The following is a 26,941-nucleotide window of genomic DNA, read 5'->3' as shown; positions in this document are numbered from 1 at the left end:
GACTGCCCGGCTTTTTTTACCCGAAGTGCGATCAGCCTTTGTAGGCGTTAACCGCATCTTCAATGGCTTTTTTGGCTTCGGCGGCGTTGCCCCAGCCCTGTACCTTCACCCACTTGCCGGGTTCCAGTGTCTTGTAGTTCTCGAAGAAGTGACGGATCTGGTTGCGCAGCAGCTCCGGCAGGTCGTCGATCTCTTTGACATCGTGGTAGGTGGTGGTCAGCTTGTCGTGGGGTACCGCAACCAGCTTGGCATCACCACCGGCCTCGTCTTCCATGTTCAGCACGCCTACCGGGCGACAGCGAATAACGCAGCCGGCCTGAATGGGGTAAGGGGTAACAACCAGCACATCGATGGGATCGCCGTCATCAGCCAGGGTGTGGGGGATGAAACCGTAGTTGGCCGGGTAGAACATGGGGGTGGCCATGAACCGGTCAACCAGCAGGGCGCCCATGTCTTTGTCCAACTCGTACTTGACCGGGGAGCTGTTAGCCGGGATCTCGATGGCTACGTAGATGTCTTCTGGCGGGTTCTTGCCAGCGGGGATGTTGTCGAATTGCATGTGCGATCCTTCCTGCTACGTTGAGGTGCGTTTAACTGCGTTCAAAAAGTGGGCGTAATTATACGGGACAATGGTGTGGACCGAAACTAAACGTTGGTCTGTAAGCTTTCGCAACAGGTTGCCGCTGGCTCGGGGCTTTGGTAGTTTTCGGTATAGAAGTGGTGAAATTTCATCCATTCTCAAGGGATATGAGAGACAATGGAACAAAGGAATGGTCGGGTGATTGATCTAACGGCTTGCCAGGTTTGGCACGAAAGCGGGCTCTCGATAACGTTTGAGGGTAATCCGGGCTCTTCTCACTTCGGCGTCTCCCCTTGCCGCCCCGAACGCCTTTCCTCCCAATTCCCCTGATACTCAATGATCGAGTGTTGATCCACTGACATAGGACGTTGCATATGCTGGGTTCCACAGGCTTACAGTTCACCATAAGCGTTGGTGAACTGCCCGACGACACTTTCAGTGTGTATGAGTTCGATATTACTGAAGCTCTTTCAGAGGTATTTACCCTTGACCTTACAGCCTTCAGTAAGGCCAGTCACATTGCGCCATCGGAGGTATTGGAGCAAGAGATAATCCTTCGGATATACCAGGATGAGCAGTTGCTGAGGCAGTTCAGAGGTGTGGTGGCCGAGTTTTCCCGTGGTACAGCGGGCAACCACCGAACCCGGTACGAGATGATCGTTAGGCCTCCACTCTGGCGCCTCGGCATAGGCCGGAACAGCCGGATATTCCAACATAAAGATACCGAAGTCATTGTCCGGGAGTTGCTGGAGGAATACGCGGTAGTAGGCACACGTTTCGACCTGAACCGGAAACCGGAAGAGCGTGAGTACTGCGTGCAATACCGAGAGTCAGATCTCGCCTTCCTGAAACGGTTGGCGGCTGAAGAAGGTTGGCACTTCAGGGTGGAGCATGGCAGGCAGAGTTCTGAGTTTATCGTCGCAGATCATTATCGGGATTCATTGAAACTGGAAAATGCCCCATACAATGCCACGGCTGGAGGGAGCAGTCGGCAAAGCTGTGTATACCGGTTCGATACCACCGAGCGAGTGGGTGTTGCCGGGGTTACCATGAAAGACTACACCTTCCGCAACCCCGCCTATGGGCTCGACCATGTGGAAATGGCGTCAGACCTGCAGCACCAACGGCCAGACTACGAACACTACGATTATCCTGGTCGGTACAAGCAGGACGCCAGCGGCGAGCCCTTCGCCCGTGCACGGCTTGATAGCCTCCGGCAGGGCGCAAGCACCGCCAGCGGAGAAAGTAATCGGGCTGATTTTACAGCCGGGGCTCGTTTTCAGTTGGAGGGCCATTTTGATGACGTCGCCAATAGTGAATGGTTGTTGATTAGCGTGACGCATCATGGTGTACAGCCTCAGGTGCTGGAGGAGGAAGCAGGAGGGGAGCCCACTACCTACGGTAATGGGTTCACCGCTATACCGGCAACGGTAAATTGGCGACCACGGAACGACCGTTGCCGCCCGGTAATGGATGGCCCTCAAATAGCCCGAGTGACCGGTCCGGCCGGGGAAGAAATCTATTGCGACGACCACGGCAGGGTCAAGGTATGGTTCCCCTGGGACCGCTATGGCACGGACGATGAACACAGCAGCGCCTGGTTACGAGTCAGCCAGGGGTGGGCCGGCGGCCAGTATGGCTTCATGGCGCTACCCCGTGTAGGCCACGAGGTGATTGTCAGCTTCCTGGACGGTGATCCAGACCAACCCATCATCACCGGCCGGACATACCATGCGACCAACACGCCACCCTATACCCTGCCCACAAACCGAACCAGAACCGTGCTCAGGACGCAGACCCACCAGGGTGGCGGCTACAACGAATTAAGTTTTGAAGACGAAAAGGAAAAACAACTGGTTTATCTTCGGGCGCAGAAAGACCATGAGTTGGAGATCTACAACGACCAGAAGTACTCCGTCGGCAACGATCGTGAAAAACACATCGGCAACGACCAGCGCCTGAACGTAACCCGGGACGAACAGGTCGACATTGGCCGCGACCAGAAGGCCTCCATCGGGCAGGATCAGACCCTGGAGGTTGGCCGTGACCGGTTTACCAACATTGGCCGCCACTATCGCCTGGAAGTGGCCGATCGTCGCCACGAGTTCAGCCGCGCCAATCATGATCTGGAAGTGGGTGGACACTACACCCAGAAAGTGCAGGGCAAGGTACTGGTAGAGGCCGGCGAAAGCGCGCTGATCCATACACGGAACCTGACGCTCACCGGCAGCGAAAGCGTGGTTATCCAGGGCCCGGGGGGCAAGATCACCATTGGCTCAGGTGGCGTGACCATTGATTCACCGTCCATCAAGCTGAACGGGCCGGTGGCGGTCTCAACCGGCGCGGTCTCGCAGATCAAAACCCTGGAAAGCGCGGCTCGGGAGGGAACGCCGCTGGTTGATATCTGCTCCGCGTGTGGAGACGGTGCATGAGTAACGCCAAGCGACAGCATGCGCTGGTCTGCCGGGGCGTGCAGTGGTTGATACTGGACGCCGCCGCCTGTCCCGAACCCCTGTGGTTTGCCCGTGGTGCTGGCTTGGATACCCTTTCCCTGTTCCGCCAGCAGGACGAAGAGCTCGCCGACAGCGGCCCCTGGCTCATTGCAGTTGACGGAGAACCCGGGGCAATCGATGTGTGTTTGCGGAAAGATCCGCTGGGCCACGCCAGCCTTTGGATTTCGAGCTCCTTAGGCCATAAACATCTGGCGGATGCCTTGCGGTCGCGGGTGTATGCCCGTTTGCCCGGAGGAGAAACAACGCGGTTTCGCTGGTACGACCCGCGAGTACTTAGCCCCTACCTGGAAGATTCGCCGCCTCCTCGCCGCGATGAGTTCCTGGCCCCTTTTGATACGCTGATTCATGCCGATCTCAATCCGTACCAGCACCCATACCAGCACCCATACCACTATCAGCTTTGGCAGCGAAACGAAGCCGGAGACAGTTTCGTGCGTCGTCACCTGTCGTTCATGGAGGAAATCTGATGGGTATTCCCGTTTCATTGAAAGGTCATTACCACATGTGCCCGATGTTCTCGGGTAACACACCCCACGTTGGTGGCGGCATTGCCGAGGGCGATGGGGCCTTTACCGTCAACGGTACGCCGGTTGCCCTGCAGGGCCATAAGTGCAACTGCAAAGTCGGCGGGCCCGACACCCTGAGCCAGGGTACTCCCGGGTTGACCGTGAACGGCGTGCCAGTTGTGTTGCAGGGGAGCGCTACGGCTCACGGCGGTGTTGTGCTTGAAGGTGATCCAGCAGTCACGGTGGCTTGATGATGGCATGGACATTGACTCAGGAAGAGCTTGACCGCATGCCCAGCCAACAGCAACGAGTTCGCCAATATGCGTTGGCGCGCCACCTGTTGGATTTGCCCGATCCACCGGCAGACTGGCCCGAATGCAAGGCGCAACTGGATACAGGCCTGACCCTCGCGGCAGAAGCTGGATTCACGAGCCTGCTGGCGGTCACGCTGCTGCTGGAAGCGTTGCACTACGTGCCTGACGCATTCGAGAATACGGCGGTACAAGGTTATCTACATTCCGGAGCGCTCGAGCAGTTTCGGGCAGAGCGGGTACTGGAATGGGCAAGGGAGCACAAGCAGCACAAGGAGAATGTGGATGAGTTGTCATGAGGATTGCCAATGCCGCCCGGGCGTTGTGGCTCTGGTGTTTGTGCCAGGGATTATGGGTACGAGGTTGAAAAACCGCAGGAGCGGGAGCTCTGTTTGGGATCCTGCTGCTGGAATGGAATATGAGGGCCCAAGTGGTGCGGCCATCGAAATCAAGAAACAACGCGAACAGGAAATGGCAGAAGCCCAGGCCGACGAAGAAGATGGCGCCTGGGAAGCTATTGGAAAATGGTTCCAGCGCCGCTGGATTGGTGTTAAAGAGCGTGGCGACAGCGTTGTTGAGCGGGGCCGCGCGGCCCGCCGATACGCCGGCGTGATTCCCCGCGTGAGTGACTTCATGTTTGCCGGGCCGGTGAAGCGCAAGCAGTTGTTGGTTAACGACGAAACCAAGAGGGAGGGAGCATCTATTGTTGATCGAAAAGACGACCTGCTGGAGATTGACGAAGGCACCGACGACTATTTCCGCATCTATACCGCTGTACCACCCTCGCAAGTGGAGGAAAAACGCGGTAAGGGCTGGGGCGAGGTTCATTGGGACAGCTACGGCCCTTTCCTGAAGCATCTGGAGAACAAGGGACAGACTCTGTCGCGGCTATACCCGGGGTTGCGCTTTCCGGTATTCGCTGTGGGCTATAACTGGATGCTGAGTAACGAGGCAGCCGGCGAGCGCCTGAAGGAGCGTCTGGCGGAGTTCCGCCAACAGGTAGTGCACGAGGATGAGCGCGGCATAGGGCCGGCAGACGTCAAGTTCCTGGTTATAAGCCACTCCATGGGCGGCTATGCCTCCAGGGCCGGATTTACCATGTCGGGGCTGGAAGGCGAGGTAGAGGCGGTGATCCACGGTGCCATGCCCACCCATGGCAGCCCGGCAACTTACAAGAAATTCCGCGCGGGGGAATCTGGAATGCCAAAGTTCCTGCTGGGCAAGAACGCAGCAGACGTTACAGCCATCCTTGGCTTCTGCCAGGGTGGGCTTGAGTTGTTGCCGAACCAGCTGTACCGCACGGTAGACAACCAGCCGGAATGGCTATATCTCAAGACTGGCGAGCAAGCTCCGGAGGTAGTGGATATCGGGAACGGAGAGGGTGTGTTTGATTTCTATTCCCGGTTTGATGTGTGGTATCGGATGATTCAGCCCGAGTTGTTGGCTCCGGAGAAGGAACCGAGGACACTGGAGGAACGCGAACTGGAATCCTATAAGCGGGCGATGCGGATGAGATTGAGCGCGAATACGGTTTTTCATCAGGGGCTAGCAGACAACTTCCACAACACCACCACACTCGTCTACAGCAACAATGACAACGACCTCTCCTTTGATCGCTGCGTGTGGGAGGGTGACGAGGTTTCCGATGGCAGCCGCGACGAGTGGCAAGTGTACCGCCACGAGAATCACGCCGTCTTTTTCGGCGACGGCACAGTCAGCCTGTACGGGCCGGAGGAAAAGCAGCGGCACGAGGCCGCCTTCGACGAGTGGATGCAGCAAGCCCGGCACGAATACCATCCGCCGCCACCGCCTAGAGCCAACACGGCAGATTACAAACTCAAGCCGGAATCCGCCCCGGGGGACGGCACTGTCCACGCCGGTGCCGGCGACCACCCGCAGGCATCCGGCGGGCTCAAGCGCCTGGCCCTGCCAGCCACGGAGGAGCACCAGACGTTCTTCAACTGCCCCGACGTACGGGACCTGGTCGTGGGCGAGCTGCAAACCCTGCTGCCGGATATACACCGCAAACTGGGAGGCTGAATGGCGCCGGTTATCCGCAACACCCTGATGGGGCTGCTAATACTGACACAGACAACACAAGGAATGGCCATGAACAAGACGGACGTGCGAGAGGAAGAGGCGCCGGAATTCGAGTTTACGGAACACTGCGCCGGTCGCTACCAGTTGGAGTTGCCGGCGGACATGAAGCTAATCGACAGCGGCTACAACGATGAACTGATTATGACGTCGGTGTACCCGCCGGAAGAACAGGTCCACGACACCGCCTACCGGGGTGAGTCGCGTGTAGAGGATTGGCAGGCCCGGGTGGAAGCACAGCGGCAGAAGGAGATTGTTGAAACCGGCTACGTGCATAAAGGGCTGGAAGGTAGTCTCAAAACACTGGTTTACTACGCAGATTATCGCAAGATGCCGGGACTAAGTGAAGATCCGGACGCGTGGCATAGCTTTAAAGCGTTTATGCTCAGAGACTTCCCTGATGTGGAGAAGGCCATTGCAGTAGAGGGGCAGGAAGCAAATGGCAACATTAAACGGGATGAATCCGATTACAAAGCCATCTACCGTGAACGCTTGGCCCGGATGCAGGAACGGGCGGCCCAGGTGGAATACCATCCCTGGCCCCACAAGAAGGCGGGCGTCTGCCTGGACCGGGAGTTCGTGGTGGTGAATACCCTGGCCCCGGAGCGGGAAGGGTATGCCATGGAGTTCTATAATGGCAAACGTTCAAGATTTTTGCTGATGGGTGGCACCTACACGAGCGAAGGCAGGCTGAAAGAGGTGCAGAAGGAAGCCAGCGGCATGCTGGCCTTCCTGGCTTCCAGCAAAATGAAAGTGGCGGGCCGCAAGGGCCGGCTGTTCATCAGCGACGGCAAGTACAGCGAGACGGAGCGGGAGTTTCGGTGGATAGCGACTGATAGCGAGGTAAACAGCTTCAAGAACGGCCACTTTGTTATTGAAGGCGCCATCGAAATGAAGGACTACCCGGAGATGGCGCCGATGAAAGGCACTGACGTGATCGTGGGGCTGCTCAAGGGTGTGCGTGAGCGCCCCTATGGCATGCTGGATGTTAAGAGGTAGTTGGTTAGCGCCACATATTATCGTTTTGACAAGGATTGGTTGTGATGCAGTGGTTTATGGTGTTCATTGGAATTGTTTTCGGTTTATTTATTGGCGCTGTGGTGGGCTGGTTCGTCGGATTGACACCGGTGGTCATCGATACGTTTAACAGTCTTTTCTCACTAAAAAGGTCCGGTGATTTTTTTGGTGGCAATCTGAATGCTGTTGTTTTCACACTGCCTGCATTGGCTATTCTGGGCTCAATTGTGGGTGGATACCTAGGATATCGTGCCGGTTGAAAACTGAAGACCAAACAGACCAGGCTTAAAGCCTGATCTGTTTGGCAATCAGCTCCTTCATGATCTCCGTGGTGCCTCCGCCAATGGACAGAATCTTGGCATCCCGATACAGCCTCTCTACCACGGATTCCCGCATATAGCCCATGCCACCGAACAACTGCACCGCTTCGCGGGTAACCTTTTCGCACACGTCCACAGAGAAATTCTTGGCCATGGCCACCTGTTTGATCGGGTTCTTGCCGGCCTGCATTAGCGCCGCGCAGCGGTAGGTGTATTCCCGGGCGATGTCGATCTGCGTCGCCATGTCCACCAGCTTGTGGCGGGTGACCTGGAAGCCGGCGATGTTGCGGCCGAAGGCCTGACGTTGTTTGGTGTAATCCAGGGCCGCCTCGTAGGCCAGTTGGGCGGTCATGTAGGCCATGACGGACAGGCTCAGGCGTTCGGCCAGGAAATTGCTCATAATGGCGATAAAGCCGGCGTTTTCGGCGCCGATCAGGCGGTCTGCCGGTACCCGGCAGTCTTCAAAGAAAAGCTCGGCAGTGTCGCTCGCCCACCAGCCCATTTTTTTGAGTTTTTTGCCAGTGGAGAAGCCGGGCATGTCGCGGTCGATCAGCAGCAGGCTGATGCCGGCGTGGCCTTCGCCTCCGGTGCGCACGGCCACGGTGTAGTGATCGGCGCGGATGCCGCTGGTGATGAACGTTTTGCTGCCGTTGACGATGTAGTGATCGCCATCTTTTACCGCCCGGGTCTTCAGGTTCGCCACGTCGGAGCCGCCACCGGGTTCGGTAACGGCCAGCGCAGCAATTTTCTCGCCGCGTAGTACCGGCGGTACGATCTGTTCCCGAATTTCCTGCTTCGCCCACTTGGCCACCGGCGGCAGGCCAATGTCCAGGGAGCCGATGCTGGCCACAAAGCCACCGGAGGTGGAACGCATCAGTTCCTCGGAAACCGCCACTTTCATAAAAATGTCGCCTTCAGCGATGCCGCCCAGAGCCTCAGGGAAGCCAATGCCCAGAAGCCCTGCGTCGCCTGCGAGCTGGTAGATTTCCCGGGGGAATTCGCCGGCTTCTTCCCAGTCGTCTATGTAAGGGCGTACGTGGGTTTCGATGAATTTGCGCGCGGTCTGGCGCACCTGTTCGTGAGTTTCGTTGAAGTAGTCAGACACGGATTCGCTCCCGGTGTACTTGTTATTCGGTGGGACGAGTGTCGCGCAATCTTCGTCACCAAGCAAGCGCTTGGTTTGTATTTCTCTGGGTACAAAAAAACTGGCCCGATTGGCCAGCTTTCGCAGGTAGTCCGTGGCCTGTCAGGCGCCGTTACGGGAGATACGCTTCACGCCCTCGCTGGTGCCCAGCAACAACAGGTCCGCCGGGCGGCGGGCGAACAGGCCGTTGGTGACCACGCCCACGATGTTGTTCAGTTTTTCTTCCATCTGGATCGGGCGGGAGATATCCAGGTTGTGGACGTCGATGATGATGTTGCCGTTGTCTGTGGTAACACCGTCACGGTACACCGGATCACCGCCCAGCTTGACGATTTCCCGGCCAACATGGCTGCGTGCCATGGGGATGACTTCCACCGGCAGCGGGAAGTCGCCAAGGATGTCCACCATTTTCGAGCCATCAGCGATGCAAATGAAGGTTTCGGCTACCGCCGCTACGATTTTTTCCCGGGTCAGCGCGGCGCCGCCGCCTTTGATCAGCTCCAGGTTGGCGTTGGTTTCGTCGGCACCGTCGACATAAAACTCCATCTCACTGACGCTGTTCAGGTCATAGACTTCAATACCGTGCTTTTTCAGGCGTTCTGCGGTGGCTTCGGAGCTTGCCACGGCGCCGTCGAATTCATCTTTGTACTGGGCCAGGAAGTCGATAAAAAAGTTGGCGGTGCTGCCAGTGCCCACGCCGACAATGCTGCTGCGTTCCAGTTTCGGGGCAATGTAGTCCACGGCTGCTTTGGCAACGGCTTGTTTGAGTTCGTCCTGCGTCATGGTGAGCTCCGGGAGAAAAAAGATGATTTTTCACGCATTATACGCGCCCAGTGTCTCTGCTTATAGACGGCTGCCGTGCAAAGTTTCTACACTGTAGGTTTTTCCAAGCCAATCACCAGCAACCGGAACCATCATGCCGCAACGCTACATCAAGAAGATTCTCGATGCGCGGGTCTATGACGTCGCCATCGAAACACCCCTGACTGAAGCCCGTAGCCTCTCCAAGCGCTTTGGCAACAATATTCTGCTTAAGCGTGAAGACCTTCAGCCGGTGTTTTCCTTCAAGATTCGCGGCGCCTACAACCGGATTGCCCAGCTCTCTGAAGAGCAGAAAGCCAAAGGGGTGATTTGTGCCTCCGCTGGCAACCATGCCCAGGGCGTGGCGTTGGCGGCCAAGAAGCTGGGTATCAAGGCAGTGATCGTGATGCCCCAGACCACCCCGGAGATCAAAGTGCGCTCGGTGAGGGACCACGGTGCCCGGGTAGTGCTCAAAGGCGATGCTTTTGATGAAGCCGCGGCCCATGCCCAGGAACTGATCAAGAAACATGGCTACACCTACATCCCGCCCTACGACGACCCGGATGTGATTGCCGGCCAGGGCACCGTCGCCATGGAAATCATGTGGCAGTTCAGCCAACCGATCCATGCCATCTTTATCTGCGTGGGCGGCGGTGGCCTGATTGCCGGTATGGCCGCCTACATCAAATACCTTCGCCCGGAGATCAAGGTAATCGGTGTTGAACCCGAAGATTCCAACTGCTTGCAAGCAGCGCTCGCGGCCGGTGAACGGGTGGTCCTGGACGAAGTGGGCATCTTTGCCGACGGTGTGGCGGTCAAGCAGATTGGCAAATACCCCTGGGAAATCTGCAAAGATTACGTGGACGAAGTGATCACCGTCTCCACCGACGAAATCTGCGCAGCCATTAAGGATGTGTTCGAAGACACCCGCTCCATTGCCGAGCCCGCCGGGGCTTTGGGTGTTGCCGGTATCAAGAAATACATCGAGCGTGAACAGATCGAAAATGAAAACCTGATCGCCACGCTCAGCGGCGCCAACATGAATTTCGACCGTTTGCGTTACATTTCAGAGCGCACCGAAATCGGTGAGAAGCGCGAGGCCATCCTGGCGGTCACCATCCCGGAACGCCCGGGTGCCTTCAAGACCTTTATCAACGCCTTGCACAAGCGCAGCATCACCGAATTCAACTACCGCTATTCGGACTCTGACGACGCCACCATCTTCGTCGGTATCCAGATCCAGGCCGGCGGCCACGGCCGGGAAGACCTGGTGCAGGAACTCCGCGAAAACGGCTACTCTGTGATCGACCTCACCGACAGCGACCTGGCCAAACAACACATCCGCCACATGGTCGGCGGCCATGCGCCATCGGTGGATAACGAAGTGGTGTACCAGTTCGAATTCCCCGAACGCCCGGGTGCCCTGCTGAAATTCCTGATGTCCCTCGGCACCCGCTGGAACATCTCCCTGTTCCACTACCGCAACCACGGCGCCGCCTACAGCCGCGTGCTGCTGGGAGCACAGGTCAACGAAGCGGAAATTCCGGATTTCGAAAAAATGTTGGAGAAGGTGGGTTTCCGCTACGAAAACATGACCGATAACGAAGCCTACCGGCTGTTCCTGGGCGCGGGTAACGGAAGCGCAAACGAAAAGTAGAAACCGGGCCAAACCACCCAAGTAGAATCGTTCCTGGGGCTCCTTTCCGGGAATTTCGAAGGCCAGGGATGGCCTGAGAGAAGCGCACATGGATGTGCTCGTAGCGGTTCCCGGAAAGGAGCCCCAGGAACGATTCGGCCTGCTTTCGCCAAACTGTTGTGCCGGTTTCGGGCATCCATCAGCTGCGAGACACACCGGCGCCAAAACCCTTACATAACTGTAACGAGTCAAAAATTGTAAAATTGAAGTTACGTGTTAGTCTTTCGTCTAATTCTCGGACCCGAGAATAGCTAGCTGATTTTCCAACTAATTAACTCAAAGAAAAAACGGGAAATACGTAATGGGTAACAAGCCTGACATCATCCGCGCCATCGTGCTCATCTTTGCTGTCGGCCTTGTCATTACCGGCTTCACTTCCATCCAGGCCTCAGAAGACAAACGTGCCGACCGAGCGGCTGCGCCAGCGGTCGGGTTTATCCAGTCTGCCAATCAGGGCCTGAACCGGTAACAGCGCTGGTCCGTAACCACGCCGTGCAGGGGCACATCCCAGGATTCTATCGGTAATTCACGGACTTTCTGAAAATCGTGGGCCAGCCCTATCAGCTTGGGCGCCATGGCCGGTCTTATCCGGCTGAAGGCGAACGTGCGGTCATAGAACCCACCGCCCATGCCGAGCCTTCCCCCCTGCTCATCAAAACCTACCAGCGGAAACAGTACCGCATCCAGTGCCCAGGCCGGTCTGCGCCTTGAGCGTGGAAATGCCGGTTCCGGGATGCCAAAGCGATTAGCGGTCAGTTCAACGCCGTCAAAGTACGGACTGAACACCAGTTTGCCCGGATACACCGGGTGCAGAATTGGCAGGTAAAACCGAATGCCTTTGCGCCGGCCCAGATCAATGAAAAGGCTTGGGTCGATCTCGCCATCATTGGGCAGATAGATGCCAATATGCCTGGCACGGTAAAGGTCGGGGTGCTTCAGAAGGTTCAGTGCCAGTCGTTCCGAGGCTTGCTGTTGCTGTTCGAAGGATAAGGCTCGGCGTTTTTGCCGGAGGTGCCTGCGGAGCTCCGTCCTGGACAGGGTGTCCGGATGGGATTCAAACGGTTGGGGGGAGTGGAAATGACTCAAAATAAAGCTTCCCGGGCTGCCGTTATCGGATGTAGCCCTTGAACCCAAAGTTCAAGGTCGGTGGCCGCTGTGACATATTAGGCTTTCCCCCTTGGGGGACATGCTCACAATGCCCTGAAGTGGCCACCTGGGTAGTGCGCATCGGCTCGAGGACGTACCCGACCAGCGAACAGCCCAGGAAGTTGATCCCATTATACGGGCAGGGTCGGGGCCGATTGCAACCCCATTTCCCGGAATCTTTCTGAAATCAATTTCCGGACGATTCTCCGAGGGCTTCGTCCAGCCGGTTGTCCATGGCTCTGAGCAAATTGCTGGTTGCGTGAGACATGGTATCGCGCTCCAGCAGTTCGTGGGTAATGTTTAGCGCGGCCATCACGGCAATGCGCTCGGTTCCGAACACTTTGCCACTGGAGCGGATTTCCCGCATTTTGTTGTCCAGATGCCGGGCCGCACGAAGCAAGGCCTCTTGCTCTTCCTGCGGGCAAGCCACCAGGTATTCCTTGTCGAGTATTCTGACTTCAACGGTGGTTGATGACTTTGACATCAGTGGTGCTCCAGCGCCCTCAGGCGGCCTATCATGGCTTCAATCTTGTTTTTGGCAAGATCGTTCTTGTGCATTAGCTGGGCTCGTTCCCGATTCCAGTCGTCCTGCAGCTCGCGCAACAGGGCGTTATCCTTCTCCAGCTTTTCGCAGCGTTCAATCAGCTTGTCCAGCTTGTCCGCTAATGCCTGTACTTCGGACTGTTCCATGACGTGCCCAACAACGGTGATGTAAGTGTGAGTAACTATAAGTGCCGACGCCAAACCGGTCAATTTAACGCATTGTCATGGCGCGGATTCCCGTGATGGCCATCACCTTCGGCGCGGGTTCAGTCTGTATCGGCGGCACCAAATCCCTGTTTCCGGCTCTTTCGCCAGGTGCTGGTGGCCGGTACCAGTGATACCAGCAGGGCTGACACCGGAACGGCAGCCAGCAGTAACCATTCGTCCTGTTTCAGCGGGCGCAGGCTGATCTGAATGCCGAACTGCTCCAGCAGCCAGGGGCTCAGACCGGCAATTGCGCCAGCCCCGACAATCAGGGCGAGCAGGCAGGCGGTGAGGGCCAATACTACGCACTCAAAACTGTAAAGTGATGCGATCAGCGCCGGGGATGCGCCTGTGGCCCTTAAAATCGCCACTTCGCGTTGGCGCTGGGCCTGCAGGGTCAACAGGACGGCCACCAGGCCGACCAGGCTGGTAACAACCACGAAGGCGCTGATGCCGAGCAGCGCTTTTTCAAATTGCCCCATCATGCGCCAGAGCTCGCTCAGCGCGACACCGGGGAGAATGGCGGATAACGGCTCGTCCCGGGACTGGTTCAGTTCCCGTTGTACCTGAAACGTGAGGATGGGCTGACTCAGGCCGACAAAGGCCGCCGTGATGGAGTCTGGTGTAAAGTCCCTGGCTCTGGCGCGGTCCGGGGATAAACCCCGGCCAGGGATAGCGACACCGGATTCCCAGCCAACATGGATAGCTTCCATGGCATCGAGGCTGATATAGACGGCCTGGTCGACCGGCGTCCCGGTGGGTGCAAGCACGCCGGATATCCTGAAGGGCAGGTCGGTGTGATTGGAGAAGCTGGTGCGACCGCCCCCGTGAGACAACACGATCTCATCGTTGAGGTGATGGTCGAGTTGCCTGGCAACACCGGCGCCGAGGACCACGTCGAACAGGTCGTCAAACCACTCGCCTTGGGCCAGTTCCAGAGACTGGTTGTTGCCGAACTGGAGCCGGGCCAGAAACTGGTCGTTGGTGGCGACCACCCGATAGCCACGATAGCTGTCCCCCAGTGAAATGGGGATGGCCCAATCAATTCGGCGATCCTGCTCTAGCTTCTGGAAGCTGGACCAGCGGATGTTGTTGGTGGCATCACCAATATGAAACACCGTGTACAGCAGCAGGTTAAGCTGGCCACTCCGGGCGCCGACGATCAGGTCGGTTCCGCTGATGGTGCTGGTGAAAGACTGGCGGATTTCGGTGCGCAGGTACTGGATGCCCAGCAGCAGGGACACGCTCAGAGTCAGTGTCAGGCAGACCAGAGCAAGCACCCGGCGGCGATACCAGAGGCTGGCGGTAGCGAGGGAGAGGGCAAGTTTTACTTTGCTCATGGCGTCGCTCCCAAAGCTTGTTGATGATGAAAGTGGCTGGCCAGTGCGCGGTCATGGCTGACAAAGATAACCGAGCTGCGCCGCTGTTCAGCCAACGCCAGTAGCAGGTCCAGAAAACGGTCCCGGTTGTCTGCATCCAGTGCCGAGGTTGGCTCATCAGCCAGGATGATTTCCGGTGCGCCAATCAGTGCCCGGGCAGCCGCCACCCGCTGTTGCTGGCCAACGGAGAGTTCGGTCACGCCTTTGTGCCAGTGGTTGTCCGGGATCGCCAGCTGCCTGAGCAGGTCCGCTGCCGATGTCTCGGGGTCTGGGCTGGTGCGGGTGCGGCGCACCGCAGACAGGCGGCAGGGCAAGGTCACGTTGGCCAGCGCGCTCAGGTAAGGCACCAGGTTGAACTGCTGGAAGATCACGCCCATGTGATTTGCCCGGAACCGGTCGCGAGTGCCGGCCTTCAGGCTGGACACCGGCTGCCCCAGAAGTTCGATGGTGCCAGACTCCGGGGCCAGCATACCCGCCAGTAATCCCAGCAGCGTACTCTTGCCGGTGCCGCTGGGGCCATGCAGGAACAGATGCTCTCCCTGGGCAAGCCGGATATCGGGGAAGGCCGTGGCGGTTGTCTGGCCGGGCCATCGAAAGGCCAGTTGGCGTGTCACGATCGCAGGTTCCGGTATACTGGAACCGGATTGGTTTCTTGCTGTCTCGGTGCTCATATCCGTATTGTCTTTGCCGTTGTATGATGGCGTCCGTTACACGGTTGACCCCATGGGGAGTGGTTGTACATGTTCGATACCTTGCAAATCCGGAACCTGCTTGCGCGGCTTGGACCGATGTTACTGCTGATGGTTTCATCCGTTGCCCTGGCAGAGCCGCGGGAGATCGACTGGCTGGAACTGATGCCGCCGGAAGATCTGGCGCTGCTGGAGAGTATGCCGGAAATTGAGCACGAAGGAGACGGCCCCGTCCTGTTGCCGGACGAAATCATGACCGGCCGGGTTGTTCCGGAGATGGGTAACTTAGAAGGCCGGATTCCGGGTTTTGTCGTGCCCCTGAAAGTCACCAACGACATGCGCATCCTCGAGTTCTTCCTGGTTCCCTATTATGGCGCCTGTATTCATGTGCCACCGCCACCGCCGAACCAGATTATTCACGTCAAATATGAAGAAGGATTCACGCTCCGGGCTTTGTATGACCCGGTGTGGATAGAAGGCGAACTGGTGATCGAACGTACCGAGAATGATCTCGGTACGTCCTCCTACTCGCTGGTAGCGACGTCGGTCAAACCCTACAGCGAGTAGCGGCTGCTAGCGGCTCAGCCGGAACTGGGTGGTCCCCAGCGACAGGCGCGTGGCGCCTTGCCCCTGGGGACCGACCCACTGCACATTGAGATGCTCAAGTTCAGGGAAGCGGGCCATCAGGCCGGTTTCGAACTGAGCTGACTCCGATAAACCCGGGCAGTTGAGTGTCTGGGTGATTTCTATGTCTGCATGACCAGAGTCATGATCGTGGTCATGGTCGTGACTATGACTATGGCTGTGACCATGGTCATGCTTGTGGTGGTCTCCTTTTGCTTCACCCCAGCCCACGTGCATGGCGCTGGAGACCAGAGTGCAGTTGCCGGCCACGGTATTGATCATGGCGGTTTCACTGGCCCATTGTTCGGTGTCGTTCACCCGTTGGCGCTGTTCATCCGTGCGGGGCTTGTGCTCGAAACCGATCAGGTTGTAGGCGGGTGACAGAAGCAGTAGATCTACCCGCTCGTTATCAATCGCCATTTGCAGGTCGGCGTGCCCATGCTGGTGCGCGCCCGGGTTGTCGGAGGCTAGAACCGGCCATGCGGCCAGGCTGAGTGATAGCAGCAGGGTTGTTGAACGTGCGGATGCGCGTGGGTAAAACATGGTTGGTACCTCTCGCAGCTTTGATACGTTATAACATTTTTGATTTTTGCCAGTGCAAAAGCAAGCCTGCCGGTACCCGGAAGTGCCACTTGTCTGCCGGAATGCTAGGATAGAGGCTTGCTCAAATGTATACGGAACCCGGCTGGTAGAACGGCCAGGCTCCCCTGACACAGGAACACAGGGTTTCATGTCTGACACCGATAGTACAGGTGCTGCCCGCGCCGCTGAATTTGAACGCTGGGCCAACGTTTACACCACACACAAGGCGTTCAGCCACCCCTCTGAGCTGCATGGTGCATTGTGTGGTCGATTGGCGGCTGGTTCCCGTATTCAGGAAGACGAATGGCTGGCCATGGTTTGTGAACAGATGGGGCTTGCCACTCAGGCCATGGAAGAGTCCGGGGATCTGGCGCCATTTATGAACGGCGCCTACCAGACGGCGCTCGCGCAGTTGCAGTCGTCAGACCTCAGTTTTCACCCGTTGCTGCCGGATGATGATTACGCCATTGATCAGCGCCTTGAGGCACTGGTGGCCTGGGTTCGGGGTTTCCTGGAAGGCATGGCACTGGCGGCCGGAGCATCCCTGGGGCAGGCTCCGGACGAGATTCGCGAGCTGATTGAAGACATGGTGGCCATCAGCCAGTTGTCGGAAGATGAAGAATCGGATGAAGAAAGCGAGCAGCAGTTGCTGGAGATAACCGAATACATCCGGCTGGGTGCCCTGGCGGTATTTACCGAGTTCAACGAACCGGAAAAGCCGGCCAACACCCCGACCCTGCATTGACCTGGAGACATCATGACCTCAATGATTTCCGTGAAAGAGTTTGCTGAGCGCCGGCGCAAGTTGATGGACCGTATGGCGCCAGACAGCATCGCGATCCTGCCGGCGGCCCCGGAACGGGTCCGGAACCGGGATGTGCTGCATCCGTTTCGCCAGGACAGTGATTTTCAGTATCTGACAGGCTTCGGCGAGCCCGAGGCCGTGCTGGTGCTGATTCCCGGCCGTGAGCACGGTGAAACCGTGCTGTTTTGCAAAGAGCGGAACCCGGAGAAAGAACTGTGGGATGGTTTCCTGGTGGGGCCGGAAGGCGCCATTGAGCGCTTCGGTATGGACGATGCCTTTCCGATTTCCGACATCGACGACATCCTGCCCGGAATGATTGAAGGCCGCAGCCGGGTCTATTACCCGCTGGGCAAGGACCACGCCTTTGATAACCGGGTGATGGACTGGGTCAAGGTTATCCGCAGCAAGGTGCGCGCAGGCGCCCATCCTCCCGGCGAGTTCGTGGCCCTGGAACACCTGCTGCATGACATGCGGTTGTACAAAAGCGCCGCTGAAGTGAAAGTGATGGCCAAGGCCGGACAGATCAGCGCCGAGGCCCATTGCCGTGCCATGAAACGGGCACGCCGGGGAGGTTACGAATACAACCTGGAAGCCGAGCTGATCCATACCTTCATGGAACACGGTGCCCGTTCAACGGCGTATCCTTCCATCGTGGGTGGCGGTGCCAACGGTTGCATCCTGCATTACATAGAAAACAGCTCGCCCCTGAAAGAGGGCGATCTGGTGTTGATCGATGCCGGCTGCGAGCTGGAATGCTACGCCTCGGATATCACCCGTACCTTCCCGGTCAGCGGCCGTTTCAGTTCGGAGCAGAAAGCCCTGTACGAAGTGGTGCTGGCGGCCCAGTACGCGGCAATTGACGCCGTGCGGCCAGGCAATCACTGGAACCATCCTCACGAGGCGGCACTGAAAGTGCTTACCCAGGGGTTGATTGACCTGGGGCTGCTCTCTGGTTCGCTCGATGACGCCATCGCCAGCGAGGCCTACAAGCCCTTCTTTATGCACCGGACCGGTCACTGGTTGGGCCTGGATGTGCACGATGTGGGCGACTATAAGGTGGGTGATGCCTGGCGCGAACTGGAACCGGGCATGGCGTTGACGGTGGAGCCCGGGCTTTACATCGCGCCGGACAATGCCAATGTAGACGCCAAATGGCGAGGCATTGGCATTCGCATTGAAGACGATGTGGTGGTCACCAAGGAAGGTTGCCGGGTTCTCACTGGCGATGTTCCGAAGACCATTGCCGAGATTGAAGCGCTGATGGCGGACTGACACAGTGACAGACACCCGCACCGATACCGATCTGATCATTGCCGGTGGCGGCCTGGCCGGGGCCACTCTGGCGCTGGCGCTGGCGCGCGTGGTGCCGGAGTTACGGGTAACGGTAGTTGAAACCTTTCCACTGTCGCCGGATGCCTTGCCCGAAGACTACCAGCCCAGTTACGACGCACGCTCCACGGCGTTGGCCTGGGGCTCGCGGCTGATCTTCGAAAACCTTGGGCTGTGGCAGGTACTGGCGGAACATGCCACGCCAATCCACCACATCCACGTGTCGGACCGGGGGCGATTTGGCGCAACCCGTTTGCATGCGCAGGATCATGGTCAGGCCGCCCTGGGCTATGTTGCCGATAACCGCTGGATGGGCCTGAGCTTGATGCGGGCGCTGCTGGACACCCCCGTGAGCTGGCAGGCACCGGCGGAAGTCACCGGTATGACGCCGATGCCTGGTGGCGTTCGTGTCGAGATTCGCAAGGGTGACGACCAATACAGTCTGACCGGGCAGTGCCTGGTGGTGGCTGATGGCGGCCGCTCTGGCCTGCGGGAGCAGCTGGGGTTTGTGACCCGCACCGAAGACTACGGTCAGAATGCCCTGATTGCCAACGTCTCCACCAGTGACGCACACGGATTTACCGCTTTTGAACGCTTCACCGAGGCGGGCCCTATGGCCTTGCTGCCCCATGGCTCGCCGGTGACGGCGGAAAACCAGTCCGCCCTGGTGTGGACGCTCACCGACAGTGCGCTGGAGCAGGTACTGGCACTGTCCGATGACCAGCGATGCCAGGCCTTGCAGGAACGCTTTGGCTGGCGCCTGGGGCGCTTTACCCGGATAGGGGAATGTCATCATTACCCGTTGAAACTGACCACGGTGGATGAAGCCGTGCGCCCGGGCGTTGCGTTGGTCGGTAATGCGGCCCACGCGTTGCACCCGGTCGCCGGGCAGGGGTTTAACCTGGCCCTGCGCGGGCTGATGACCCTGGTGGAGCAGTTCCGGCGAGCGGTGGACGAAGGCACGCCGCTGGGTGATCTGTCGATCCTGGGTGAGTATCAGCGCTTGCACCGGCAGGACTGGCAGCAAACCGTGCAGTTTTCGGATTCCCTGATTCGCGTATTCGGGCAATCATTGCCACCTCTGGCGGCCGCCCGGGACGCGGGCCTGGTGGGCCTGGATCTGGTACCCGGCGCCAAGCGCTGGTTTGCCCGCAAAGCCATGGGCACCGGTGGCCGTAAACCCATTGTTTCCCGTGCCGATTGTTCGAAGGAGCCTGCCCGCAATGACCAGTGATTCCGGCAATTCGCAGATGGATATCCTGATTGTGGGTGGCGGCATGATTGGCTCAGCACTGGCCCTGGGGCTGTCCCGCCAGGGCTGGCAGGTCGGGTTGATTGAAGGTGCCACCGCAGCGGAGTTGGTTGCACCGGCGGCCCCGGCAACCGACGTGAACGCCTTTGAGCCCCGCGTCAGCGCTATCTCCCTGGCCAGCCAGCGCCTGCTGGATGAGTTGGGTGCCTGGCGGCGGGTGCAGGACAGTCGCCATTGTGGCTACCGGCAGATGACGGTGTGGGACGGTGACGGCACCGGGCGTATTCATTTTGATGCAGCGGAGCTGCACGCCAGCTCACTGGGCACCATTGTTGAGAACCGGAACATTGTGCGCGCGCTGTTTGAAGAACTCGCTGACAGTGAAGTAACACTGTTTGATGGCGTCCGGGTGAAGGCCTGGCATGGCCGCGACGGTGTTGAGCTGGAAGACGGTCGGCGCCTGAATGCCCACCTTGTGGTCGGAGCCGATGGCGCCATGTCTCGCTTGCGGCAATGGAGTGGCCTGGCGACGCGGGAATGGGATTACGATCAGCAGGCAATTGTATGTACGGTCCGCACCCGCCAATCGCACCGCTACACCGCCTGGCAGCGTTTTTCGCCAACAGGGCCCCTGGCCTTTTTGCCGTTGCTGAATGAAGCCGGCGATGACCATTTCTGCTCAATTGTCTGGTCCCAGGATACGTTGGAAGCAAAACGTCTGATGGCGTTGGACACCGAGGCGTACAGGCAGGCGTTGGGTGTTGCCATCGAGCAGCAACTGGGTGAGGTGCTGGAGGTCTCCGAGCGTTTTGCCTTCCCGCTGCGCCAGCGACATGCCAAGGACTATGTTACCGACGGCCTGGCACTGGTAGGGGATGCCGCCCACACCATTCACCCGCTGGCAGGCCAGGGTGCCAACCTGGGCTATGGGGATGTGCGGGCCCTGCTGGAAGAGTTGGCTCGGGCAAAAGCCCGCAACCTGGCCCCGGACGATGCCCTGGTGCTGGCCCGCTATCAGCGGCGCCGGAAAGGGGAAAATCTCACTATGATGGCGGCGATGGAAGGTTTCAAGCAGCTGTTTGCCCGGGACGAGCTGCCGGTTCGCTGGTTACGGAATACCGGTATGCGCTGGCTCAACCAGTTGCCCATGCTGAAGAATCGCGTGGCGGCCGAGGCCATGGGTATCACGGAATAAGAGACGGCTTTGCGGGTAGCTCAGCCGCAGGCATCAAACAGCCGGCTGATCAACACTGGCACGGCCGTTTCCACCCGCAGAATGCGGGGCCCCAGATGCACGCCCTGGCATCCGGCCTCTTCCAGTTTGCCCACTTCGTAATCGGTAAAACCACCTTCCGGCCCGATGCACAGGGCTGCCGGCTCGTTCAGGTGAACGGGGCAGGGTGCGGTGGTGCCGGGATGCGCCACCAGTGCGATTTTATTTGCCAGCAGGGCCGGTAGTTCGTCTTCCACAAAGGGTTTGAACAGCTTGCGGATATGCACCTGTGGCATCACCGTATCTTTAGCCTGCTCAAGGCCCAGCGTCAGGTTTTCCTTCAGGTTGTCGTCTGACAGCCACGGAGTTTGCCAGAAGCTTTTTTCCACCTTGTAGCTGTTAATCAGCCAGATATCCTTCACCCCCAAGGACGCGCAGGTCTGCAGCACGCGGCGGAACATCTTTGGCCGTGGCATGGCCAGGATCAGGGTCAGTGGCAGGGGCTGTGGTGGGCGTTGGCTGAGCGTTACTTTCAGCTCCGCTTCGGAGTCTGTCAGGGTCAGAATCTCACCGGTGCCCATGGCGCCGTTGGCCCGGCCGACCGGAATCTGGTGGCCGGTACTGGCTTTGAGTACGGTCCTCAGGTGTTCAAGGCGGCGACCGCGGAGCAGCACCCGGTCTGTGCCGGTGAAGTCTTCGTCGAACAGCAGCGCCAGATTCATGCGGAGTCGGACTCGCCCTCAGAGGCGTCATCGACACGTCGGTATGCCAGGCGCCCGAACAGGATGCCGAATTCGAACAGAATCCACATGGGCACCGCCAGCAGGGTCTGGGAAATAATGTCGGGCGGGGTCAGCAGCATGCCGATGATAAAGCAGGCCACCACCACGTAGGGGCGTTTTGCGGCCAGATCCTGGGGTGTAGTGGCACCTGTGAGGATCAGGAGTACGGTGGCAATGGGAATCTCGAAGGCCACGCCGAAGGCAAAGAACATTTTCAGCACGAAGTTCAGGTAACTGCTGATGTCTGGCAGCTCGACAATGCCCTCGGGCCCGATGGCGGTGAAGAAACCGAACACAAGAGGGAACACCACGTAATAGGCAAACGCTGCGCCGGCGTAAAACAGCAGTACCGAGGTAAACAGCAGGGGAAACGCCAGGCGTTTTTCATGGGCATACAGGCCCGGTGCTACGAAGCTCCAGAGCTGATACAGGATCACCGGGATGGCGGCAAATACCGCCAGCACCAGGGCCAGTTTCAGGGGCGCAAAGAAAGGCGAGGTGATGTCGGTGGCGATCATGGTCTGGCCCACCGGTAAAAGCTCACGCAGTGGTAACGACAGCCAGAGGTAAAGGTCGTTGGCGAACGGGTAGATAAAGGCAAAACACACAATCACGGCCAGCACCATTTTCAGGAGCCGGTTGCGCAATTCGAGCAGGTGCTCGATCAGGGGCATCTCCTGTTGTTCAGGAGGTATCGGGTTACTGCCTGGGTCGCTCATGAACGATTATCCGATGGCCGCTCTGGTGTCGTGCTGCTGGCTTCACCGCTGGCTTCCTGATCGGCGTTGTCGCCTTGCGGAGCGGGTTGCGGAGACTCGGCGGTGGACTGATTGGTGCTTTCCTCGCCGGCAAGCCGGCGGGTTGCCGGTGCGGGCCGCGGTTTGCGGGTCTCGCTGTCTGGCAGGATCATGTGTTCGTATTTCTTGGCTTCATCGAGGGCGCCGCGGACGGTTTTCTCCATGTCGTCCAGGCCGACGTCACCGGCCTTGCGGAGCTCTTCCCGCAGCTCTTCTGCCTTGAGCTGGCGATCCAGTTCCGAGGTGAACTGGCCCACCATGCGCCGCGCGCCGCCAATCCACCGGCCCGCAGCCCGGGCAGCGGTAGGCAGGCGCTCAGGCCCAAGTACAAGCAGCGCGATGATGCCGCAGATCAGCAGCTCAATGAAGCCAATATCGAACATTCAGGTGGTACTCAGCTTTGCTTTTCCCGGGGCTTCTCTTCGGCCGGGGCCTCAGTTTTCTCAGCCTGCTGGCCTTCCAGCGTGCTCTGATCAGCGGATTTTTCTTCTTCGTCGCTCATGGATTTCTTAAAGCCACGAATCGCGCCGCCCAGATCACTGCCGATGTTGCGCAGTTTCTTGGTTCCGAACAACAGGATGACGATGCCGAGTACGATTAAAAGTTGCCAGATGCTGATACCCATGAGGGTTCCTCGTTCAATTGTTGCTGTTCCATGACATTGTACGCCAACGGCGACCGTTCCCGGAAATCCCCGTTAGGGGTACCTCTTTTACGAGTTCCGCGACGCTTTCTCTTCAAGGCCTGACAGGTCGAAACGACTGGCCAGTTCATCAATCACATCTTTTGGTCCGAGCCCAAGCCGGGAGAGCATCACCATGCTGTGGAACCACAGATCGGCCGTTTCGTACACCACATCCCGGGTGTCCCCGGAGTGTTCAGCGTCTTTGGCGGCCAGCAGTGTTTCGGTGCACTCTTCGCCCACCTTCTCCAGAATCTTGTTCAGCCCCTTGGCGTGCAGGCTGGCCACGTAGGAGGTTTCCGGGTCGGCTTCCTTTCGGGCTTCCAGGACCTGGGCCAAGCGTTCCAGTACATCACTCACGGTGTCTGCTCCTCAATCACTGCCGTAGATGGCGTTCGGGTCTTTCAGCACCGGCTCGGCGCTGACCCATTGGCCGTCTTTCAGGGTCCGGTAAAAACAGCTTCGCCGACCAGTATGGCAGGCAATACCGCCTTTTTGTTCCACTTTCAGCAAAATGACGTCGGCATCGCAGTCGAGCCGGATATCCCGAAGTACCTGCTGGTGCCCGGAGCTTTCGCCCTTACGCCAGAGTTTGCCCCGGGATCGGGACCAGTACACTGCCTGGCCTTCCTCAACGGTCAGCTTCAGCGACTCGGCATTCATCCACGCCATCATCAGGATATCGCCGTTGTCGGCATCCTGAGCGATGGCCGGTACCAGACCGTCTTCTGTCCAGCGAATCTCATTGAGCCAGTCAGGCTGTACGACGTTAGCGGGGGAATCTTGCATTTTTGTGAATCCTGATAAATCCAATCGTTTAACGGCTACCCCGGAGCATGACCGCGCCGGCAAGGGCGAGCAAGGCCCAGCTCCAAAGTGGCGCATTGGCCACCAGCTGCGTGGCCTGCTCCTGAGTGCCCGCCAGGGCTGCGGCGGCGAGTACGGCGGCAATGAATCCCCGGCGCCACCGGCGGTCGCTGCGCTGTTGCTGCTCTTTCATTAACTCAAGCGTAGCGCGATTCTGTTCTTCCGTTGGGCCGCTGCTTCGAAGCTGCAATAGTGCATCATGAACCAGTTGTGGCATCTCCGGCGACTGTTCAAGCCAGGCCGGCAGGTGCGTTTGCAGCGATTTGATCAACCCGGCGGGGCCGATGCGCTGGCGCATCCACTTCTCCAGGAACGGCTGGGCGGTGCTCCACAGGTCCAGGTCCGGGTACAGCTGGCGGCCCAGGCCCTCGACGTTCAGCAGGGTTTTCTGCAGCAGTACCAGCTGCGGCTGCACTTCCATATTGAAACGGCGGGCGGTCTGGAACAACCGCAGAAGGAAGTGGCCGAAGGAGATGTCTTTCAGTGGCCGCTCGAAGATGGGCTCGCACACGGTACGGATGGCCGCCTCGAATTCATTCACCCGGGTGTCCGGCGGCACCCAGCCGGACTGTATGTGCAGCTGGGCCACCTGGCGGTAATCCCGACGGAAGAACGCGAGCAGGTTCCGGGCCAGATAGCTCTGGTCATCTGGCGCCAGGGTGCCCACAATGCCGAAATCGATGGCGATGTATTTCGGGTCGGCCGGGTTGGAGACGTCGACAAAGATGTTGCCCGGGTGCATGTCGGCGTGGAAGAAGCTGTCCCGGAACACCTGGGTGAAGAAGATCTCCACGCCTTTTTCGGCCAGCACTTTCATATTGACGCCGGCCGCTTTCAGGCTGTCTACGTCGGCAATGGGGATGCCGTGAATGCGCTCCATCACCAGCACGGATTTGCGGGTGTAGTCCCAGTCGATGAACGGGATGTAGATCAGCGGTGAGTTGTCGAAGTTGCGGCGCAACTGGCTGGCATTGGCGGCTTCGCGCTGCAGGTCCAGCTCATCGTGGATGGTGGCGTCGTAATCGGCCACCACGTCCACCGGGTGCAGCCGTTTGCCTTCAGACCAGTATTTTTCCAGCAGGCCGGCCATCAGGTACATCAGGCCAAGGTCCTGGCGGATCACCTTGTCGATACCCGGCCGCAGCACCTTGACCACCACTCTCTGGCCATTGGGCAGAGTGGCGGCGTGTACCTGGGCCACGGAGGCCGAGGCCATCGGGTCCGGGCTGAACTCGGCGAACAGCTCCGATACCGGTGCACCGAGGGATTTCTCGATAATGCCCCGGGCCTGGTCGCTGGGGAACGGCGGCACCCGATCCTGCAGTTGTTTCAGGGATTCGGCCATGTCGTCGGGCAGCAGGTCCCGCCGGGTGGAGAGAATCTGGCCAAATTTGACGAACACCGGGCCGAGTTCTTCCAGCGCCAGTCGCAGCCGGTCGCCCCGGCTCAGTTTCGGCTGGGGGAACAGGTGCCAGGGCGCCAGCAGGAAGAAGATCTTCAGCGGCGTGGGCAGTTCCGCCAGGGGCAGAAACGTGTCCAGCCGGTAGCGGCAGAATACCCAGGCAATTCGGAACAGGCGTTGCAGGCGGGTCACAAGGTCTCCGTATCGTTGTCGCTACCGGAACTCTCCAGCTGTGTCAGCCGGGCTTCCAGGCGTTCAGTACGCAGGTTGAGCTGGTCAATGTCCTGGAAGGTGGCCTCCAGCTCTCTGCGGCCGGGCAGGGCCCGGCTCTCTTCGTGCAGGTACTCTTCCAGATTGGCGTTCATGGCATTCGCAGCATGCCGGCTCCACTGCACAGCACTGCGGATGCGCTTGCCCAGAAAATGTGCCGGAAGGTCGCCAAGATGTCGGGCCATGGCTGCTTCCCAGTCCGGTTCCAGCTGGTTCAGGGCACGTTGCAGTTGGTGGGCCAGGGCGGTATTGCCCTGCACGCCCAGCCGATTGTCCGCAAACACCTGATCATCGCCGAGGGCGAGGGCAACAAAGGCCATGGGGCGGCCGGTAATGACCAACTCGGGGGCATCGGCGGGCTGACTGCGCACCTGAACCCGTTCGCCCACACGCTCCAGGGTCCAGGTTAACGGGACCGGTGCGCTGATGTTGAATTGTGCCGGCCCGGTCAGGGCGTCCAGCAAGGCCTGCCGGCCCGCTGTGTCCAGCTCCAATGCCCGGTTCAGCGCGATCTCTACAATGGCGCTGGCAGCGGACAAAAGGGTCGGGCCGGGGAACATCAGGGTTTGATTCCCACGTGCAGGGCGACAATGCCGCCGGTCATGTTGTAGTACTTGCAGTTCACCAGACCGGCCTGTTCCATCATACCTTTCAGGGTGTCCTGGTCCGGGTGCATGCGGATGGACTCGGCCAGGTACTTGTAGCTTTCACTGTCGCCGGCAATCAGCTGGCCCATCAACGGCAGGGCGGTAAAGGAATAGGTGTCGTAGGCTTTGCTCAGCAGCGGATTGGTAGGCTTGGAGAATTCCAGCACCATCAGCTTGCCGCCGGGCTTCAGTACCCGGGCCATGTCCCGCAGGGCTTGATCCTTGTCGGTGACGTTGCGCAGGCCAAAGGCGATGGACACGGCCTGAAAGCTGTTGTCCGGGAACGGCAGGTGCTCGGCATCGGCCTGCACATACTCGATGTTGCCTGCGTAGCCCCGGTCTGTCAGCCGGCTGCGGCCCACCTGCAGCATGGAGGCATTGATGTCGGCCAGCACCACCTTGCCGGTGGGGCCGACCAGGTCAGAAAATTTCATGGTCAGATCGCCGGTGCCACCGGCAATATCCAGTACCTGATGGCCCTGGCGAACACCGCTGAGCTCAATGGTGAAGCGCTTCCACAGCCGGTGAATGCCCATCGACATCAAATCGTTCATGAGGTCGTATTTGCCGGCCACGCTGTGGAAAACCTCGGCCACCTGGCTGGCTTTCTGGCTCTTGGGTACATTGCGGAACCCGAAGTGGGTTACGTCGTCCTGGCCGTTGCCGGGGGTGCCCGGTGTTTGCTGCTCGCTCATGGGTGTTGGTCCTGTCAGAATCTCAGGTTGGTATTCTAACCTTTGAGG

At 58.9% G+C, this 26,941-nt stretch carries 32 protein-coding genes and 1 other RNA gene; 14 read left to right on the top strand and 19 right to left on the bottom strand.

Annotated features, from left to right (window positions below):
• Positions 1-31: 31 nt before the first annotated feature.
• A complete protein-coding gene (gene ppa / locus QUE75_RS17195) occupies positions 32-559 on the bottom strand; it encodes an inorganic diphosphatase (RefSeq protein WP_072676227.1) in 528 nt (175 codons plus the stop codon).
• 395 nt (positions 560-954) lie between these two features.
• On the opposite strand from ppa, the gene QUE75_RS17190 reads away from it, so the two are divergent.
• The 7 genes from QUE75_RS17190 (at position 955) to QUE75_RS17160 (ending at position 7,284) form a co-directional block, all read left to right on the top strand.
• Positions 955-3,012: a type VI secretion system Vgr family protein gene (locus tag QUE75_RS17190; protein ID WP_286251987.1), complete on the top strand. Its 2,058-nt coding sequence runs from the start codon at positions 955-957 to the stop codon at positions 3,010-3,012.
• Positions 3,009-3,560, top strand: coding sequence for a DUF4123 domain-containing protein (locus QUE75_RS17185; RefSeq protein ID WP_286251985.1), 552 nt, complete (start codon positions 3,009-3,011; stop codon positions 3,558-3,560). The genes QUE75_RS17190 and QUE75_RS17185 overlap by 4 nt, the downstream gene beginning before the upstream one ends.
• Positions 3,560-3,850 (top strand): PAAR domain-containing protein, encoded by a 291-nt coding sequence (locus QUE75_RS17180; protein WP_286251983.1) that lies wholly within the window; start codon positions 3,560-3,562, stop codon positions 3,848-3,850. Before QUE75_RS17185 ends, QUE75_RS17180 begins: the two co-directional genes overlap by 1 nt.
• Positions 3,850-4,209: a hypothetical protein gene (locus QUE75_RS17175; protein ID WP_286251980.1), complete on the top strand. Its 360-nt coding sequence runs from the start codon at positions 3,850-3,852 to the stop codon at positions 4,207-4,209. The genes QUE75_RS17180 and QUE75_RS17175 overlap by 1 nt, the downstream gene beginning before the upstream one ends.
• A gap of 112 nt (positions 4,210-4,321) precedes the next feature.
• A complete protein-coding gene (locus QUE75_RS17170; protein WP_286251978.1) occupies positions 4,322-5,950 on the top strand; it encodes a lipase family protein in 1,629 nt (542 codons plus the stop codon).
• The gene (locus tag QUE75_RS17165; protein ID WP_286251976.1) at positions 5,951-7,006 is read left to right on the top strand and encodes a hypothetical protein; all 1,056 of its coding nucleotides are present in this window, start codon (positions 5,951-5,953) and stop codon (positions 7,004-7,006) included.
• Between the two features lie 41 nt (positions 7,007-7,047).
• Complete coding sequence (locus tag QUE75_RS17160; RefSeq protein WP_286251974.1) at positions 7,048-7,284, top strand: hypothetical protein; 237 nt, start codon at positions 7,048-7,050, stop codon at positions 7,282-7,284.
• Between the two features lie 25 nt (positions 7,285-7,309).
• Here QUE75_RS17160 and QUE75_RS17155 read toward each other — a convergent pair whose 3' ends face one another.
• On the bottom strand, positions 7,310-8,449 hold the full coding sequence (locus tag QUE75_RS17155; protein ID WP_286251971.1) for an acyl-CoA dehydrogenase family protein: 1,140 nt from the start codon (positions 8,447-8,449) through the stop codon (positions 7,310-7,312).
• Positions 8,450-8,590: 141 nt separating this feature from the next.
• Entirely contained in the window at positions 8,591-9,271 is a 681-nt protein-coding gene (rpiA, locus tag QUE75_RS17150; protein WP_286251969.1) for a ribose-5-phosphate isomerase RpiA, read from the bottom strand.
• A gap of 133 nt (positions 9,272-9,404) precedes the next feature.
• Between rpiA and ilvA the strand changes: the two genes are divergently transcribed.
• Positions 9,405-10,946: a threonine ammonia-lyase, biosynthetic gene (gene ilvA, locus QUE75_RS17145; RefSeq protein ID WP_061330714.1), complete on the top strand. Its 1,542-nt coding sequence runs from the start codon at positions 9,405-9,407 to the stop codon at positions 10,944-10,946.
• A 340-nt stretch (positions 10,947-11,286) separates the two neighbouring features.
• Positions 11,287-11,454 carry a hypothetical protein gene (locus QUE75_RS17140; RefSeq protein WP_167392875.1) on the top strand — a complete coding sequence of 56 codons (168 nt, stop codon included), beginning with the start codon at positions 11,287-11,289 and terminating at the stop codon, positions 11,452-11,454.
• On the opposite strand, the gene QUE75_RS17135 is transcribed toward QUE75_RS17140, so the two are convergent.
• From QUE75_RS17135 to QUE75_RS17110, 6 genes are all read right to left on the bottom strand, one after another.
• Positions 11,436-12,071 carry a 5-formyltetrahydrofolate cyclo-ligase gene (locus QUE75_RS17135; RefSeq protein ID WP_106693872.1) on the bottom strand — a complete coding sequence of 212 codons (636 nt, stop codon included), beginning with the start codon at positions 12,069-12,071 and terminating at the stop codon, positions 11,436-11,438. The genes QUE75_RS17140 and QUE75_RS17135 overlap by 19 nt on opposite strands.
• A 4-nt stretch (positions 12,072-12,075) precedes the next feature.
• Positions 12,076-12,255, bottom strand: a non-coding RNA gene (gene ssrS / locus QUE75_RS17130) — 6S RNA.
• Between the two features lie 63 nt (positions 12,256-12,318).
• The gene (locus QUE75_RS17125; RefSeq protein WP_072676232.1) at positions 12,319-12,615 is read right to left on the bottom strand and encodes a cell division protein ZapA; all 297 of its coding nucleotides are present in this window, start codon (positions 12,613-12,615) and stop codon (positions 12,319-12,321) included.
• Positions 12,615-12,821, bottom strand: a complete 207-nt coding sequence (locus QUE75_RS17120) for a TIGR02449 family protein (protein WP_061330711.1) — start codon at positions 12,819-12,821, stop codon at positions 12,615-12,617. Before QUE75_RS17120 ends, QUE75_RS17125 begins: the two co-directional genes overlap by 1 nt.
• A 119-nt stretch (positions 12,822-12,940) precedes the next feature.
• Entirely contained in the window at positions 12,941-14,218 is a 1,278-nt protein-coding gene (locus tag QUE75_RS17115; RefSeq protein WP_286251964.1) for an ABC transporter permease, read from the bottom strand.
• Positions 14,215-14,871 (bottom strand): ATP-binding cassette domain-containing protein, encoded by a 657-nt coding sequence (locus QUE75_RS17110; RefSeq protein ID WP_396631670.1) that lies wholly within the window; start codon positions 14,869-14,871, stop codon positions 14,215-14,217. The genes QUE75_RS17115 and QUE75_RS17110 overlap by 4 nt, the downstream gene beginning before the upstream one ends.
• Positions 14,872-14,997: 126 nt before the next feature.
• Between QUE75_RS17110 and QUE75_RS17105 the strand changes: the two genes are divergently transcribed.
• Positions 14,998-15,513, top strand: coding sequence for a DUF3299 domain-containing protein (locus QUE75_RS17105; RefSeq protein ID WP_286251961.1), 516 nt, complete (start codon positions 14,998-15,000; stop codon positions 15,511-15,513).
• Between the two features lie 6 nt (positions 15,514-15,519).
• On the opposite strand, the gene QUE75_RS17100 is transcribed toward QUE75_RS17105, so the two are convergent.
• Positions 15,520-16,113: a ZrgA family zinc uptake protein gene (locus tag QUE75_RS17100; RefSeq protein WP_286251959.1), complete on the bottom strand. Its 594-nt coding sequence runs from the start codon at positions 16,111-16,113 to the stop codon at positions 15,520-15,522.
• A 187-nt stretch (positions 16,114-16,300) separates the two neighbouring features.
• Here QUE75_RS17100 and QUE75_RS17095 point away from each other — a divergent pair, with 187 nt between their 5' ends.
• From QUE75_RS17095 to QUE75_RS17080, 4 genes are read left to right on the top strand one after another with little or no spacing between them, the layout of a single operon-like run.
• Positions 16,301-16,897 (top strand): UPF0149 family protein, encoded by a 597-nt coding sequence (locus tag QUE75_RS17095; RefSeq protein ID WP_061330706.1) that lies wholly within the window; start codon positions 16,301-16,303, stop codon positions 16,895-16,897.
• Between the two features lie 12 nt (positions 16,898-16,909).
• Entirely contained in the window at positions 16,910-18,229 is a 1,320-nt protein-coding gene (gene pepP, locus QUE75_RS17090) for a Xaa-Pro aminopeptidase (RefSeq protein WP_106693866.1), read from the top strand.
• A gap of 4 nt (positions 18,230-18,233) precedes the next feature.
• Positions 18,234-19,520, top strand: a complete 1,287-nt coding sequence (ubiH, locus tag QUE75_RS17085; protein ID WP_061330704.1) for a 2-octaprenyl-6-methoxyphenyl hydroxylase — start codon at positions 18,234-18,236, stop codon at positions 19,518-19,520.
• Positions 19,510-20,733: an FAD-dependent monooxygenase gene (locus QUE75_RS17080; protein ID WP_286251954.1), complete on the top strand. Its 1,224-nt coding sequence runs from the start codon at positions 19,510-19,512 to the stop codon at positions 20,731-20,733. The genes ubiH and QUE75_RS17080 overlap by 11 nt, the downstream gene beginning before the upstream one ends.
• Positions 20,734-20,753: 20 nt before the next feature.
• Here the strand turns inward: QUE75_RS17080 and QUE75_RS17075 are convergent, their stop codons facing one another.
• The 9 genes from QUE75_RS17075 to ubiE form a co-directional block, all read right to left on the bottom strand.
• Positions 20,754-21,473 carry a 16S rRNA (uracil(1498)-N(3))-methyltransferase gene (locus tag QUE75_RS17075; RefSeq protein ID WP_061330702.1) on the bottom strand — a complete coding sequence of 240 codons (720 nt, stop codon included), beginning with the start codon at positions 21,471-21,473 and terminating at the stop codon, positions 20,754-20,756.
• A complete protein-coding gene (gene tatC / locus QUE75_RS17070; protein WP_061330701.1) occupies positions 21,470-22,252 on the bottom strand; it encodes a twin-arginine translocase subunit TatC in 783 nt (260 codons plus the stop codon). Before tatC ends, QUE75_RS17075 begins: the two co-directional genes overlap by 4 nt.
• Entirely contained in the window at positions 22,249-22,713 is a 465-nt protein-coding gene (tatB, locus tag QUE75_RS17065) for a Sec-independent protein translocase protein TatB (RefSeq protein WP_061330700.1), read from the bottom strand. The genes tatC and tatB overlap by 4 nt, the downstream gene beginning before the upstream one ends.
• An 11-nt stretch (positions 22,714-22,724) precedes the next feature.
• Complete coding sequence (tatA, locus tag QUE75_RS17060) at positions 22,725-22,955, bottom strand: Sec-independent protein translocase subunit TatA (protein WP_058092479.1); 231 nt, start codon at positions 22,953-22,955, stop codon at positions 22,725-22,727.
• A gap of 87 nt (positions 22,956-23,042) precedes the next feature.
• Positions 23,043-23,372: a phosphoribosyl-ATP diphosphatase gene (locus QUE75_RS17055; protein WP_061330699.1), complete on the bottom strand. Its 330-nt coding sequence runs from the start codon at positions 23,370-23,372 to the stop codon at positions 23,043-23,045.
• A 12-nt stretch (positions 23,373-23,384) separates the two neighbouring features.
• Positions 23,385-23,801, bottom strand: coding sequence for a phosphoribosyl-AMP cyclohydrolase (gene hisI / locus QUE75_RS17050; RefSeq protein ID WP_058092481.1), 417 nt, complete (start codon positions 23,799-23,801; stop codon positions 23,385-23,387).
• A gap of 28 nt (positions 23,802-23,829) precedes the next feature.
• Positions 23,830-25,473 carry a ubiquinone biosynthesis regulatory protein kinase UbiB gene (ubiB, locus tag QUE75_RS17045; RefSeq protein WP_286251950.1) on the bottom strand — a complete coding sequence of 548 codons (1,644 nt, stop codon included), beginning with the start codon at positions 25,471-25,473 and terminating at the stop codon, positions 23,830-23,832.
• The gene (locus QUE75_RS17040) at positions 25,470-26,111 is read right to left on the bottom strand and encodes a ubiquinone biosynthesis accessory factor UbiJ (RefSeq protein ID WP_061330697.1); all 642 of its coding nucleotides are present in this window, start codon (positions 26,109-26,111) and stop codon (positions 25,470-25,472) included. The genes ubiB and QUE75_RS17040 overlap by 4 nt, the downstream gene beginning before the upstream one ends.
• Positions 26,111-26,893, bottom strand: coding sequence for a bifunctional demethylmenaquinone methyltransferase/2-methoxy-6-polyprenyl-1,4-benzoquinol methylase UbiE (ubiE, locus tag QUE75_RS17035; protein ID WP_061330696.1), 783 nt, complete (start codon positions 26,891-26,893; stop codon positions 26,111-26,113). Before ubiE ends, QUE75_RS17040 begins: the two co-directional genes overlap by 1 nt.
• Positions 26,894-26,941 lie beyond the last annotated feature (48 nt).

Source organism: Marinobacter shengliensis, from assembly GCF_030297115.1.
Lineage (GTDB): Bacteria > Pseudomonadota > Gammaproteobacteria > Pseudomonadales > Oleiphilaceae > Marinobacter > Marinobacter shengliensis.
The sequence above is the reverse complement of the archived record's forward strand: the minus strand, read 5'-3'. Positions and strand labels throughout refer to the sequence as shown.